A 15,897-nucleotide genomic window follows, 5' to 3' on the forward strand; every position below is an offset into this window, starting at 1 on the left:
TGATTTTGCTGAGAATATGCGAATAACAGAGTATGTATTTTTTCGGGTATGCTTTAATTCGATCCGCTACAACAATAAGTATGCAGGCAGAAATAAACTTAACTAATTGATGGTTCCGTGTGAAATAAAATCGCCCAAACGGGCAGAAATAAACTTAACTATGTGATTATTTGCGGTAATTTGCAAACGTAAAAACGGGTAAAAGTAAACTTAGAGCAACCGCCCAAACGGTTAGGACGTTCTTAATTGCACTTTCCCCTGCGGTCGATTCCTTCCATCCGTGACCTCCGTGACATCGGTTAAATAATCTGTTGCCGAACTTCCATCCGTGATACCAATTTTTTATGAGGCCCCGTAGAATCCGATCACCCTGGCGCCCCCCTTAATAAGGGGGGGACAAGATTCCGATCTTTCGTCCCCCTTAAGAAGGGGGATGCGAGGGGGATCGAGATATGTGCAACTTCACATTAAATTGGTATGACATCCGTTACATCCGTTACATCCGTTAAATAATCCGTTGCCGAACTTCCATCCGTTACATCCGTTACATCCGTTACATCCGTTAAATAATCCGTTGCCGAACTTCCTTTTTTCGGCAGTTTACAGTACCTATTCTGAGAAACTTTTTCAAATATTAATTATGATTAATTCGCACTGCCAGCAAGACACCGCAGCACAGCAAAACAAAAGTTCGCTGCAAACTCTCTCCCGGACTCTGAGAATGTCTCAGGGGCAATTTTCGCTGATTTTGGTCCGGTGCAATTACAGCGCGATGAGAGAGGAAACTGTACGGCAATTGCGGGAGGCGTCTGATATCGAGATTCTAGAAATTGTCCTCCCGCCATCTGTTAAAACTCTTTACACGACAATAGAAACCAAACTTTCCTGCAACCACCCGGCAGCTTTAATGGTGTTTGGATTGGAATCGGTAAGTGCGATCGATCGACTGCTGACTTCTACCAACTACGTGAGGGAAGAATTTCGGAATAATTTTCCCTTCCCGGTGGTGCTGTGGGTGACCGACAAAATATTAAAAAAACTGATTCGGTTAGTAACAGATATCGAGACTTGGACGACCACTGTTGAATTTGTGATCGGCCCCGACGACTTGGTGGATTTCCTGGGCAAAAGTGCCGATCGCATTTTTTCTAATATTTTAGAAAGTGGCAATTGGCGTTTAACTAATTCTGCCATTCTCGGAGCCAATTCTTTGAGTGAACTAGAGTCGGCTAGCCAAGACTTGCAAACTTGCAACATCAGGTTAGAACCAGCTATTGAAGCGAGTTTGCAATTTATTCGCGGTAGGCACGAATATGCTTGTCACCGCATCCCTGCGGCTATTGAATTGTATCAAAAAAGTCTCAGTTTTTGGAAGCATCAAGTAGCGTTTATTGGACAAAAAACAGAATTTAGCGATTTGTTATTTACCGTTCACCCAGCACCGGTGTTAGAGGGAATTATACTATTCCACATCGGTCTTTGCTACCGCTTCCAAGCAGAAAAACACCGCAGCGGCAACCGTCCTTACTGGACGGAAGCTAAGAATTATTTTCAGGAATGTATTAATGTTTTAGAACGGGCGGGACGGTCGGATGCCGTTGGTATATTCATCAATCAACTTGGCGAAGTATTGCAGCATTTAGAAGATTGGGATGCACTCTGGAATTTAGCTATCAAAGCTCGGAGGTTACATGAAAATATGGAAAATTCAGCAGTTAATTTGGCTCAAGATTACGGCTTTTTGGCTAGAGTAGCCTTAGAGCAGAAGAACTGGCAAGGGGCGAAAGAATGGGCTTTAGTGGCTCTAGACGTTCTCAACTCAAATTTAGAAGCGACGGGACAGGGAACCCCTGTAAAGTCGCAGCATCTAGGCTTGTATCTGTTAATTTTAGCAGAGGCCCAGAGTCAGTTGGGTGAGGTGCAGGAGGCGATCGCGCATCTAGAGCTTGCTCGCTCGGAAACCGAAGCGTGCTACAACCCGCAACTGTATTTGCGGGTTTTAGAAATGCTGCGATCGCTCTATTTTCAGCGGGGAGAATATCTCAAAGCCTTTCAAATTAAGCAAGATTATCGAGCGGTGGAGCACACGTATCGGTTCCGAGCTTTTATTGGAGCCGGAAAGTTGCAGCCGCACAGAGAAGCGGTTAATTCCGTCGCCGAAACTGTTGCCGACGCGGCTACTATTGCTGACGAAATTACAGCTTCCGGCAGAGAGCAAGACCTCAACCGCTTGATATATAGGATGAACAATACCCCCGACAAACTGACAGTAATTTACGGTCAGTCTGGAGTTGGCAAAAGTTCAATAGTCACGGGAGGATTAGTACCCGCTCTCAAACAAAAAAAAATAGAAATGCGGACTGTTTTGCCGATAGTGCTGCAAGTTTACAACAACTGGCCGCGGGAATTGACCAGACAGTTATCTGCTGGGAAAGCTGAAATATTCGATCCGGAAATTTCCGAAGCAGTACCAGACACTGATCCGGTAGATTTTCCAGTAGAAGCAGGTGCAGTCGAGGGAAATCTTATTTCGGGATTTCACAGTGGCTCGACTGGGAATAATGAGGATCAAAATGAGCAGTCACAGCCAGTAGAATTAATCATAGAACAACAGGCGATCGAATACGAAAACATTATCAAGGAGCTGCAAAGAAATTCAGAACATTTAGTGACTGTTCTGATATTTGACCAATTTGAAGAATTTTTTTTCGTGTGGAAAGAGCCAGCGGCAAGACAAATATTTTTTGATTTTTTGCGGCAATGCTTGAAAATCAAATACTTAAAAGTCATCCTGTGTTTGCGGGAAGATTACCTGCACTATTTGCTCGAATTTTCCCGACCCAAAAACCAGACAGGATTCGTTAAAAATGATATTTTGGAGGACATTCTCAGCAAAAACATTCTGTTTTATTTGGGAAATTTTTCGCTGGTCGATGCGCGATCGGTAATTCGCACTTTAACTGAGCGAGCGCAGTTTTACTTAGAACCGGAGCTGATCGAAGAGTTAGTCAAAGATTTAGCTGGAGAATTGGGAGAAGTCCGCCCGATCGAACTACAACTTGTCGGCGCTCAACTGCAACAAGAAGACATTAGAACTTTAACTCAATATCAGGAACTCGGCAACAATCCGCAACAAAAATTAGTCGAAAGGTTTCTTGAAGAGGTCATCAAAGATTGTGGTCCGGAAAATGAGGTTGCAGCGCGCCGAGTTTTGTATTTCCTAACAGATGAAGACGAGATCCGTCCCCTCAAAACCCGCGCCGAATTAGCCTCTAATTTAGCAACCTTTGCCGAAGCTGACAAATTAGATTTAGTCTTAGAACTGTTAGTAAGCTCGGGTTTAGTTTTTCGATGGACGGAACTGCCTGCTGAGCTTTATCAGCTCGTTCACGATTATTTAGTTAGCTTCATTCGCCAGCAACAAGAATTAGATAAAAAGGCCGAATTTGAGGAACTGCGAAAGCAAAACCAAATTAACCGAGATGAAATTGAACAAATTCGCAAAGACAGAGAGCGAGACGCTTTGCTGTCGGAAGCTAGAGACAAACAGCGCCAAGCCCGAGACAAACAGCACGAAGCGGAAGCTCAACTTTACCACACTCGGAGATGGCAATTGCGGGCGGCGGTTCTAGGAGTGCTTGTACTCGGAGGTGTTTCGGCGATGGCATTCGAGCAAGCGAAACTAGCAGAAAGCGCGCGGCAAGAAGCAGAAAAAAGTCGGACTGATGCCCTAAATTCGGCGTCGGAAGCTTTAGTGCTTTCTAATGAAAAAAATCAATTAGGAGTGTTGGGAAATAGTATCAAAATCGGCCGTGATTCTCAGAAAAGTACAGCCCTGCCTGTGGACACTAAGAATCAAATTGCTGAAAGACTCAGACAAGCAGTTTCCGGGGTGCAAGAACGCAACCGTTTCGAGCAGCACAGCAAGTTTGTTTTGGATGTGAGTGTCAGCGATGACGGCAATTTAGTTGCTTCGGCAAGTGCTGACAAAACTGTTAAATTGTGGAGCAAAGAAGGTAAGTTATTAAAAACTTTCAATCACCCAGATAGCGTGACGAGTGTTAGTTTTAGTCCCGATGGGAAAACGATCGCTACTGGTTGTGCCGATCGCACAATTAGAATTTGGCAAGTAGATAACGACAAAAGTGCCATCGGCATTTTATCCGGCCACCGCGATATCGTCACCAGCGTCAGTTTCAGTCCCGACGGCAAAACCCTAGCTTCCGCCAGTCACGACAACACCGTAAAAATCTGGAACCTTGCGAACAAAAAATTGCTGCAAACCTTAACCGGACACAAAGACTGGGTGCTGGGCGTCAGTTTCAGCCCCGACGGCCAAACAATAGCCTCAGCAAGTGTTGACAAAACTGTCAAACTTTGGAACCGAGAAAGTAAAACCCAGAAATTTACAATTAATCCCAAAACATTAACCAAACATTCTGACATTGTGTACAGCATTAAGTTCAGTCCAAACAGCCGAGAACTCGTCTCAGCAAGTGCCGACACCACAGCTAAAATTTGGAACCGAAACGGTGAGGAAATCAGAACTCTCAAAGGACACAACGATGAAGTTGTCAGCGCGAGTTTCAGTCGCGACGGCAAAAAAATTGTCACCGGCAGTGCAGACGATACGGTGAAAGTTTGGAGTCGCAGCGGCACTTTGCTCAATACTTTTCGAGGACATCAAGACGACGTAAGGGCCGTAAGTTTCAGCGGGGACGGCACTATTGCTTCCGCAAGTAAAGACAAAATAGTGAAAATTTGGAAACCGGACAGCACTCCGCTGAATAAGATTTTATCTGGACACGAAGACTGGGTTTACAAAGTCAGTTTTAGCGCTGATGGCAAAACAATTGCTTCTGCTAGCGGGGACAAAACCGTGAGACTTTGGCGGGCTGACGGCAGTTTATTGAAAACCTTAGAAGGTCACAAGGATTCTGTTACCTGGGTGAGTATTTCCCCTGATGATAAAACTGTTGCTTCGGCGAGCGATGATAAAACAGTGAAAGTCTGGAGTTTAAACGGCAAACTGTTAGATACTCTCAGCCACAGCGGCATTGTTAGAAGCGTGAGTTTTAGTCCAGACGGAAAGATTATTGCCGCCGCCAATGCCGATCGCAAATTGTACCTCTGGCGCTGGAACGGTTCTAAAGCAACTTTGTTTGCCAAACTCGATCACACCAATCCAGTAATTAGCGTTAGCTTCAGTCCCGACGGCAAAACTATTGCTACTGCTACCGCTGCTGAGGACAAGGCAAGCGGGAAGAAAAAGGCTTTTGAAATTACCGGAGAAAAGAGAGTTTACCTGTGGCAATTCAACGGTTCGTCGGCGAAAGTTCTGAAAACTCTCGACCACCAAGACAGCGTTAAAAATGTTAGTTTCAGTCCTGACGGCAAGACTATTGCTGCTGCTTGCGCTGACAAAAAAGTTTACTTGTGGGGGTTTGATGGAAAGGTGGCGAATTTAACTGAGAAACTCGACCACAGCGATACTGTAGAAAGCGTGAGTTTTAGTCCCGACGGCAAGTTGATTGCGGCGGCGAGTGGGGGAAATACTGTTAAGCTGTGGGATTTTGACGGCAAGAAGGCGCTGCTATCTAAGACTTTAGAATCGAGCGATCGCGTGTTGAGCGTTAGTTTTAGTGCTGATAGCAAAACTCTGGGTTTTGCTAGTAGGGATAGGACTGTAATTCTGTTGCCTGTGGAGAATTTGGAACTAAATAATATCATTGCTCGCAGTTGCGAGTGGTTGGGAGATTATTTGCAGAATGACCCGAATGTTGCTGAGGGCGATCGACTGCTGTGTCTTGGGTTTGGGAAACAGGCGTTAAATAAGAGGAAGTAAACCGTAAGCTAGGACGGGCTAGAAGCCCATCCCACAAAAATTATTTTTTCTTGTGGGGTGGGCTTCTAGCCCGCCCGAAAATTTAATTAAAAGGACTTTTGCAAGAATATCCGGCGGTTGAAACCGCCGGATATTCTTAAAACATCTATCGGTTGAGTATTTTTTTCTGTTGTAAATTTGCGGTAAAATTAAAGTAATAAATTTAACTTCTCTGGCGGTTGCCCCGCCGAGTCAATAGAAGTAAGTCGGTCTGTGGCAGAATTGTATTGTACAGTGCGCTCAAAAAAATAGCTTTGAAAAACAACAAAATTGTTGCCTTCAAAATTTTAATTTCATTCTGCCGAATGCCTTGTGCTCCGGCTGCCTTTCTTCAACTAATCCGCAATTCAAACAAAAGGTAAACCACATGGATGTCAACTCCCAAAATGTCCAACCAATCCCGCCCTTCAACGAGACAAACGAGGAAACACCAGAGATAGGTGGCGGTTTGCCCATAATAGAATATTGGGCCAAACATACATTGTCCCCGGAAGGGCCGAAACTTTGGAAAACTTTGCTGCACAAAAGTGCCTGTTTGTCCTGTTCTTGGGGCACTGGCGGGCAGAAAGGAGGTTTTACAAATGAAGAGGGGGAAAAACTTCAGCGCTGCATGAAAAGCGTTGAAGCAATCTCCGCTGAAATTAAGCCGGCTATCTCAACTCAATTTTTTGAACAGCAGAGTATTGCACAACTTCAGCAATTAACTTCAATGGAAGCCGATAGGTTGGGAAGGCTGAGTTTTCCGATGATTTTGCGGGCTGGTTCATCTCATTACGATCGCATTTCTTGGGAAGAAGTTTATCAAATTGCCGAAGCTGCTTTTCGCAAAACCCCCGAAAGAGTGGCATCTTACAGTTCCGGTCGCTCTTCCAACGAAGCCGCTTTTCTGCTGCAATTGATGATGCGGGCGATGGGTTCCAATAACTTAGCAGATTGTTCCGATCTCTGCCACGCTCCCTCGACAATCGGGTTAAGCGAAATGTTTGCCACCCGCACCTCGTTAGTGAGTCTAGAAAACTTGAAGGAAGCAGATTGCGTCGTGCTAGCGGGCAGCAATTCTTCCTACAACCATCCCCGTTTGATGAACGAATTGATTAAAATTCGCGAAAAAGGTGGTAAAATAATTGTAATTAATCCGGTGATGGAAATCGGGTTAGTCAAGTTTGGTTCTCCGGCATTTCCCGTCAAATCGCTCATCCCCGGTTCCGATATTTCCTCGCTGTACTTGCAGCCAATTCCCGGTAGCGACACAGCCCTATTTGTGGGCATTCAAAAATCTGTAATCGAACAAGGATTGCTGGAAGAAAACTACTTGCAAGCTCATACAGAAGGCTGGGAAGCAGTCGTACAGCACGCCCGCGAAACCTCTTGGGAAACTATTACTAAAACCTGCGGAGTTTCCCAAGCAGAAATAGAAGCGGCAGCTAGAATTATCGGCACGTCCCAGCGAGTAGTCTTTGGTTGGGCGATGGGAATTACCCAACACGATAACGGTGTAGATAACGTTTTCAGCATTGCCAATACTGCGTTAATGACAGGAAATGTCGGCAAAGAAGGGGCGGGATTAATGCCCGTCAGAGGACACTCAAACGTCCAAGGATTCGGCTCTATGGGCGTCACTGTGAAGCTGAAAAAAGAAATTCAACAAGCTTTAGAAAAGTTATTGAATCGTCCCCTCAGTCCTGTTAAGGGCTACGACACTCGATCGCTCATTGAAGCAGCAGATGCAGGCAAAGTCGATACGCTGATATGTCTGGGCGGCAACTTATATGGGGCGAATCCAGATTCAACTCAGGCAAAACAGGCTTTAAGCAATGTTGAAACCGTTATATACCTCGCAACTAAACCGAATTTAGGGCATTTTCACGGCTTGGCAAAACACAATACCATTGTGATTCCCGTGCTGAATCGCTTTGAAAATCCCCACAAAACAACGGTGGAAGCCGGGAATAATTTTGTGCGTTTAAATGATGAGGGCGAAACTCATCTCCAGAATTCGGATTTGATTTCTGAAGTGCATTTTTTAACAGAATTAGCCAGCCGAATTCACGGCGATTTTCCCGTTGATTGGCGCCAACTTCAAGACACAAAATACGTTCGGCAATTGATTGCTAAAACTATTCCGGGCTATGAAAAAATAGCGACAATTGATGAAACAAAAGAGGAATTTACCATCAGCGGTCGCATTTTTACGGAACCTAAATTTCCTACAGAGTCTGGGAAAGCGAAGATGTTTGTCACGCCTTTACCTAAGCTGAAATTACCGGAAGCGAAAGAGTTTGGAGTATCAGAATCAACACAGGGTATTGTTGTGGCATTGATGACGGGACGCAGCTATTCTCAGCATAATACTGTCGTCTACAAAATTGAGGACAAGTATCGGGGAATGCCGCACCGCAACTGCATTTTGATGAATCGTGCCGATGCAGAAAGCGCGGGTTTGCAAGAACATCAGCGCGTGACGGTGCAGGGAAATGTGGGGAAAATGGAAAATGTCGAGGTAATTTACGGGGCGGTTCGTGAGGGTGCTGCTTTGATGTTTTATCCTGAAGTTAATGTGATTTTTCACCCGGAGATTGAAAAGCGATCGGGCACGCCTGCTTACAAGCGCGTACCTGCTTTTGTATACGCGGAAGTTCGGTAACGGATTTTGTAACGGATGTAACGGATGTTATGATTAGCTCTGCCTTGTGTCTTCTATAACTCACATTTTAGATGATTTTTAAGAACAGGCAAGATGCCTGTTCCACAAGGAGTTAATTTTTGGTGGGGTGGGCATCTTGCCTGCCCATATGCAAGTCTTAATTAACTCTTAATTTGCAAAGCTCTACCGCGCCAAGTCCACCCCCAACCAGTTTCAGTTTTAATCGCAGAACCGATCGCTATCGCCGCCACTAACGCACCTCCGAAACCTCCCAACCACCAGTATTTCGTCGCACAGTCAGAAATCTCGGCACCCAAGCGGCGTAAAGTGTAATGCTGCCCAATTACGATTACGGATAAACAGATAGTTAACCAGGTAATTGGTAATTGGTAATTGGTAATTGGTAATTCGTAATTGGTGATTGTCAGAATTTCTGCGAAGTCGCCGTTTGCCAGCAAAATAGCTAATGCCAACCACGGCATAGGATAAAGAAATAACATAATTGCGGCCATGTAAACCATCATGCCCCAACTGCGGTTAGCGCCGAGATACAGATTCTTTGTCCAGCCTTCCCACAATGCGCTCCAAGACCGATACATCCGCACGGATGCCAAATTTGACCCGGAATAAAGTCCCAGCTTTAAACCCGCACGTTTGAGGCGTTTAGCTAATTCCACATCTTCCACAATTTCGCCGGCAACGGCCTGGTGACCTCCAATTTTTTCGTAAGCCGATCGCCTAAATAACATGAACGGCCCGCCCGCAAAAGCACTGTCTGTTGTCGGATCGTTGACGGCGGTAAAGTCGTAGCAAACTGCTAGGTGATTGAACATTATCGGCTGCACTAACCACTCGGCAAAACACTCACAAACAAGCGCTGGCATACAGGTGAACAAGTCTATTTTCTCGGTTTCGGCTGTGGCGATAGCGGTTTCGATTGCGCCTGGTTTGAGTCGCACGTCGGCATCGATAAATAATAAGAAGTCTCCGGTTGCTATTTGAACAGCTTGGGCGCAGGCCCAGTTTTTGCCCGCCCAATATTGGTTGGTTGGTCGCGGCTGACCTGCTAATATTTTAAGCCGGGGGTCGTTGAGATGCTGTTGCAGGGTTTGCGCGATCGCTAGTGTGTCGTCTGTCGATCGATCGTCTACAATCAAAACCTCTAGGTTGTCCACAGACAGCGGTGTACTCTCCAAAATGGCGATCGCGCAATCCCGAATATTCTCTGCCTCGTTGTATGCTGGTACGATTACCGAAAATTTAGGGAACTGCGCGGCGGACTCCGGTGACAGCTTAGCCAAACTTCTGTCGGTTCGAGGCGCATTTTCCACTGATCGGCGCAAGTTCTTAGTGTAAGCTCTACTTACAATCAGAGAAAAAATTAGCAGGGTTAACAATATCAAAGCGAACAGACCTCAAATTTTCGGTACACGATTTGTCTCCCTAAATATTAAAAAATATTAAAACAAAAAGCTAGTCGATCGCCCGAAAAGTTATTTTGACCGCCTCTTTTGCTATAATTTGTGAGCATCTTTCGGCTCGCTCGCAGCGAGGGGTAAGACCCCTCACCCAGACAGCGACCGAAAAGCCGAGGATAGATATCAGTTGTCAGAGGATATTGGAATGGGCGAATTTTTGACAGTCGATGTGTTGGCGAACGGGATAGCCGTACTTGGTGCTTTCGGTTTTTTCTTTTTAGGATATCAAGCTTTGCAGATGTTGAAAAAATAAAGTATGGAAGAAGGAAGAAAGAAGAAGGAACAAGGAAGAAGGATTAGCTCCTTGCTCCCCCCAAACCCCTAAAAAAAGGGGAGGAGGGGGTGGGACAAGAGCATTCTTTCGCTCCCCTCAAACCCCTGAAAAAGGAAGATTTAGGGAGCGAAACTCAAAGACAAGTGACTCAACAGTGCAACTGTTTCTTGCGAAAATCAACCAAAAAAAGGCTGCGTTATTATCATGGTGAGCCAACTTTTAGATGGACGCTATCAAATCATTGAAGTCATAGAAACAGGAGAATTTGGACAAACCTATCTGGCAAAAGATATTCGCCGTCCGGGAGAACCGCAGTGCTTTGTCAAGCACCTGCGTCCCGGTACTACCGAACCGAAATTAATTAATACTACGCGCCGTCTTTTTCAAAAAGAAGCAGAAGTTCTAGAAAGGCTCGGTCAACACGACCAAATTCCTCAGCTATTCGCTTATTTTGAAGAAAATGAAGAATTTTTCTTAGTTGAATCCTTTGTTGCCGGTCACTCGCTATCAACCGAGATTGTACCGGGCAAGCCTCTGAGCGAAGAAAAAATGATTTCTTTGCTGAAGGAACTGTTAGAAATTTTAGTGTTTGTACACGGACAGGGAGTAATTCACCGAGATATTAAACCTGCCAATTTAATCCGCCGCTATTCAGACAACAAGTTAGTTTTAATCGACTTTGGCTCGGTGAAAGAAATTCACATCGCTCAAAGACAAGCGCCGGTAACTGTGCGGATTGGCACTCTGGAATATATGCCGATCGAACAATTTCAATACAACCCGCAACTCAACAGCGATATCTACGCTTTGGGAATGATTGGCATCCAAGCAATGACGGGTTTGCCGGCTTACGATTTGCCTAAACTGCGGGATTTGAAAAATTCTAATAAGGGCGAAATTGTTTGGCGGCATTTAGCCACGTGTTCCCAAGCGCTGGCCGATGTTTTGGATAATATGGTGCGCTACGATTTTCGGGAGAGATACCAGTCGGCGGCGGAAGCTTTAGCCGATTTGAGGAAAATTGGCGATCGCTCGCGGGCGCGGATTCCCAAGCTGACAATATATCGCGAAGAAGTCGATCGGCGCAGCAGCAGCCGGGGTGATATTACAGTCGTCGGTCGTAGAATATTAGATGAACTGCGCGTCAGTTTGGAATTGCTGCCAGAAGAAGCAGAGGCGATCGAAGATGAGGTATTGAACCCTTACCGGAAATACAGGCAAAAAGGCGAACGCTACGAACAATCACTGCAAGAAGCAATGCAGCAAGAATATCCCTTTTCTCAGGAAACTCGCGACGAATTAAAACGCTTGCAGCAAGTTTTAGGGCTTACCGACGAAGATGCCGCGAAAATCGAAGAATTAGTCATTCCTAAATCTTTATTTGCTAAATTGTACAAGGCGATCTCCACAGTTTTGGAGGGACACCGCAACCCCAGTGGACCACCAGCCAGCAGCGCCCCTCAACTCGAATTGCAGGCAAGTCCGGCGGTATCCTCGCAGGTAAATCTGAACGGAAAAACCGATTTCTCGTTAGCGCAGCCCGCCCCTACGGGGGCTACGCCAACGGAGAGGATCGCCAGCCCAGCAGCACTTGTCCCCAAAGAAACTCGCAAATTCAATCCTTATCTCGCCGGGGCAACAATTGCGGCTATCTTAGCTGCGATCGGCGGAATTTACGGATATCTCAAGTGGCAAGAATGGCAGCAGCGAGCCCAGAAAGAATCCCAACAGCTCACTCAAATTGCCGCTCTTTATAAAGCCAGCAATTATGAAGACTGCATCAGCCAAATACCAACAATTGCCAACACTTCCAGCAGCTATGCGTCCGCTCAGGAGTTACAGGAACAGTGCCAAGCAGGTCTGCGGTGGAAGAACGCCAAAGTCAAAAATTTCGCTCAGCATTCAGATGCAGTTGGGTCTGTTGCTTTCAGTCCAGACGGCTTAATGTTAGCCAGCGGTTCTAAAGACAAAACCATCCAAATTTGGGATTTAGCTACAGGCAAGTCGATCCGCACTTTTCCAGGAGATTCCTCCACTATTTGGTCGGTTGCTTTTGACTCAAACGGTACGAAACTGGCGACTGGAACCGGTTTTTGGCGAGTCATGCTGTGGGATTTGAAAACAGGGCAAGTGATTCGCAGTCTCGACCACACTGCTTCTGTGTGGTCTGTCGCTCTCAGCCCGGACGGAGAGCTTGTTGCTAGCGGTAGCGGAGACAAAACCACGAAGATTTCGGATGCAGCAACTGGCACTTTGATTCAGAATTTTCCAGACCATACAGATTTTGTTTATTCTGTTGCTTTCACTCCCGATGGAAAAAGTTTGGTTAGCGCTTCTAAGGATAAAAAAATTACAGTTGTTGATGTAGCAACGGGGAGGTTGCTCAAAACTATTGAGGGACACGGCGACGCGGTGAGGTCGGTTGCTGTTAGCCCGGACGGCAAGACAATTGTTAGCGGTTCCTACGATGAAAGTATTAAAATCTGGAATATCGAAACAGGAGATTTAATTCGCTCTATCCAGGGACATTCTGACGATATTGTCTCGGTTGCTATCAGTCCGGACGGGAAGTTTATTGCGAGCGGGAGCAAGGATAAAACTATTAAAGTTTGGGATTTTGCTACCGGAGAATTGCTGAATACTTTGACGGGACATTCCGATGAAGTTTATGTGGTGACTTTTAGTCCCGATGGCAAAACTATTGCTAGCGGTTCTAAAGACAATACTATTAAGTTGTGGCTGAGGTAATGAGAAAGAAGGAAGAAGGAAGAAGGAAGAAGGAAGAAGGAAGAAGGAAGAAGGAAGAAGGAAGAAGAAAGAAGGAAGAAGAAAGAAGGAAAAATAGTCCTTGACGCACAGACTATACTTGTAGGGTGCGAAGTGCGTACCTTACTACTACAGATAGTGTAACAATTGAAAACTTGTGTCCAGGACTGAATAAGTCAGTCAACAGTCAACAGTATCCATTAGTCACTGGTCATTTAATTCCTAAGATTAAGCTCGTTTTTTAAGGTTTGGGGAAAGTGCCAATAAGGCGTTTCTAATTCGTCCTCAGTTGGATAATTTTCAGTTGATTTCTCTCGGATTTGAAAAAAGTGGTAGAGGTTAGCCACAGTTAAATCGGATATTTCTTGCCAATTCGAGGCAGCTAAAGCTTGATAGCCAGTAGCGATCGCCTGCTGGCTGATATAAAATTCGTATCTCCGGCGGATTTCCGGCGACACAGCGAAGGTTAGCTGGTCGCGCAAGGATAGAAAGTGAGACTTTTGCTTTAAACTTTCATAAAGTGAAGGTTCCGCAGCTAATACCGCGAATGTAGTGTACACGCTGCTTTTTAAACTCTCGCCCGTGAGTTTATCTAAACTTGCTAACTGGTGCTGCTCTTTTGGAGACAAAGTTTGCATCCAATCAACCTCATTTTGCCAAAATTCTATTACACTTAAATCATGACCGAGAATCCTAGTAACTTCAGGAAATAAAAAATCTAGTTCGGGTTCGGATTGACATCCTTTAACAACAGTTAGAAGATTTTGACAAATTTTTGATTGGAGTTCCAGCAGGCGATCGCTCACCATCTTGTAGGCCCGCTGCAACTGAAACGTGACCCCGATCGCCTGCTCGATCGCCCAAACACATTCCATTTGCCTGAGCTGTCCAGCAGAAGACAGCCCCTCCAACAAACTAGGATTATCATAAATTTTTAAAGCCTCAAACAGCATATCCCGCCCGCTATTAATTTCGGAATTCCGAAGTTTAATATCTGGCACTGTCAGGGCTGACTGACAGCGTTTGATAGCTTTAGAAAAAATCTCGTAACCGTTAACCAGTTTCTGGCGGTGCATTTCAAAATTAGAGTCGTGAGCCACCTTAAAAATCTGCTGGATCACCTCTACTCCCCTATCTTTGAGGATGTGTCTGAGATCGATAAATCCGTCTTTAATTTTTAGCTTCTGGTGTTTTGCCTCTTCTCGGATTTTTAATACTTGGTTGAGGTTTACTGCTGACAAAACTGTGCTCGATACAGTGCCAATACCAATGACAGCAGCAGTCGCTTGCATCACTGCCAAATTAATTTTCAGACAGTTAAGCATTCTGTATATTTTTTGAAACCCCTGATGAGTTTGAGCAACCTGCAGCGGCGCCAGTGTCACGTACACGGGAGCTACCAGCGGCTGTATGGGCCCACCTCCGGCTAACTGTGCGAGCAATCCTATAACTCCGCGATCGGATAGAGTTTCACTTCTTGATTGATAAAAAATTTTTGCAAGCTCCACAAACTCCCCTGTCACCGGATCTCTAGCTGCCGGGAGCAATTTTCCTGTTTTGGCAGCAGGCTGTACAAGGTTGCCACTATTGAGTCGCGCCTGAGTTGCAGGAGTGAATATATAATCCATGTGGTGACTCAGTTTCCATTCAAAAAGGCAGATGTTCTGTATTGTATGCTGTTTAGGGAAACGAGGGATGAAAGACAGATGAATGAGTATCTCAAGGCATTCCAGGCTATTACCCTGTTTAGCGATCGATTGTTGGCAGACGAATATCAATCCGTGGAGATTAAACAGTCAGCTACCCAACTCAGTTTAGATGTGGAACCTTGTATTGACGAAATTAAGCAATCTGCCATCAGACTCAAGGGGCTACTTCAGGTATGTTTCAAAGATGTATCTCAGGCTGAGGATGTCTGGAATAGCAAGCCGAGAATTGCTGGAGCATCTCCTGTTGATGTCTGGGAGCAAATTGGCGAACTAAGCGGATGCGATGTGAGAATTCGCAGTTTAGGAAAACAGGGCAAATATGATGCTGTTGTTAAAGTTCGCAAATCTTGGAGTGACAAGGCGACCAAGTTAAAAACTCAGTGGTTTTTGTGGGATAAAAACCCTCAAGTATTTCAAAGAGATACTATTGGTTTTTTTGACAAAGATAATTTGTACAAAGAGTTACGTAATGAAGTGGATTCCCAGGCAGAGCGAGTGAGTTTAATTATGGAGAATGAACTGAGTTTAATTTTTAAAGAATTACAATCTATTGATATAGAAAAAATTGAAGTTTGTATTGACTGCTTCGACCTCAACAGTCAATCTAAATTTAGAGAGCGACTACAATCAATAGGGGGAGAGATTGTATCTAAGTTTACGGAGCCACTGAAATATTTGCCTGATTATTATATGAAGAGTTTTAAAGATACGCTGAAAGAACCTGTAGAAACTCTCGTTCATAAAAGCAATCTCGGAATTACTTTGGTCGATTTTGAAGAGTTCTGTAAAGTGATTGGCTTAATCCTAGATAATGCGATCATAGCAGTTTTTGAAGAGCGCATGAAACTGGCAATTAAAACCGTTGAAAAAGCGATTAAATTCTACAATAATTTTTTAGATAAGCAGGCGCGGTATCAGAAAGAGACGCCGGAACAGCGAGCGGCGGAAAAAGAGTGGATCGAATGCCAGCGGCAGCAACTCAGGGAAGTTCAGCAGTATATTGATGCAGTCATCAATCATTAGTGGTTAGTTATTAGTAACTGGCAATTTGTAATTAGGAGTTAGTAATTAGGGCTTGCTGAATAAGTTAAGAAAAATCACGATAGCAATTGAGGAATGATTCAAGTTCAGCGACACATAAT

The 15,897-nt window shown here is 44.9% G+C and carries 6 protein-coding genes; 4 read left to right on the plus strand and 2 right to left on the minus strand.

Annotation, left to right across the window (positions count from 1 at the left end):
* Positions 1-640: 640 nt before the first annotated feature.
* Both QUB14_RS22945 and QUB14_RS22950 read left to right on the plus strand, forming a co-directional pair.
* Positions 641-5,845 carry an nSTAND1 domain-containing NTPase gene (locus tag QUB14_RS22945; protein ID WP_333219616.1) on the plus strand — a complete coding sequence of 1,735 codons (5,205 nt, stop codon included), beginning with the start codon at positions 641-643 and terminating at the stop codon, positions 5,843-5,845.
* 406 nt (positions 5,846-6,251) lie between these two features.
* Complete coding sequence (locus QUB14_RS22950) at positions 6,252-8,528, plus strand: FdhF/YdeP family oxidoreductase (protein WP_333219614.1); 2,277 nt, start codon at positions 6,252-6,254, stop codon at positions 8,526-8,528.
* A 161-nt stretch (positions 8,529-8,689) separates the two neighbouring features.
* On the opposite strand, the gene QUB14_RS22955 is transcribed toward QUB14_RS22950, so the two are convergent.
* The gene (locus tag QUB14_RS22955; protein ID WP_333219612.1) at positions 8,690-9,859 is read right to left on the minus strand and encodes a glycosyltransferase family 2 protein; all 1,170 of its coding nucleotides are present in this window, start codon (positions 9,857-9,859) and stop codon (positions 8,690-8,692) included.
* Between the two features lie 625 nt (positions 9,860-10,484).
* On the opposite strand from QUB14_RS22955, the gene QUB14_RS22960 reads away from it, so the two are divergent.
* Complete coding sequence (locus QUB14_RS22960) at positions 10,485-13,028, plus strand: protein kinase domain-containing protein (protein ID WP_333219610.1); 2,544 nt, start codon at positions 10,485-10,487, stop codon at positions 13,026-13,028.
* A 233-nt stretch (positions 13,029-13,261) separates the two neighbouring features.
* Here QUB14_RS22960 and QUB14_RS22965 read toward each other — a convergent pair whose 3' ends face one another.
* Positions 13,262-14,674: a hypothetical protein gene (locus tag QUB14_RS22965; RefSeq protein WP_333219608.1), complete on the minus strand. Its 1,413-nt coding sequence runs from the start codon at positions 14,672-14,674 to the stop codon at positions 13,262-13,264.
* A gap of 78 nt (positions 14,675-14,752) precedes the next feature.
* On the opposite strand from QUB14_RS22965, the gene QUB14_RS22970 reads away from it, so the two are divergent.
* On the plus strand, positions 14,753-15,778 hold the full coding sequence (locus QUB14_RS22970; RefSeq protein WP_333219606.1) for a hypothetical protein: 1,026 nt from the start codon (positions 14,753-14,755) through the stop codon (positions 15,776-15,778).
* Positions 15,779-15,897: the final 119 nt, after the last annotated feature.

Origin of the sequence: Microcoleus sp. B3-D2 (genome assembly GCF_036705345.1) — a bacterium.
Lineage (GTDB): Bacteria > Cyanobacteriota > Cyanobacteriia > Cyanobacteriales > Microcoleaceae > Microcoleus.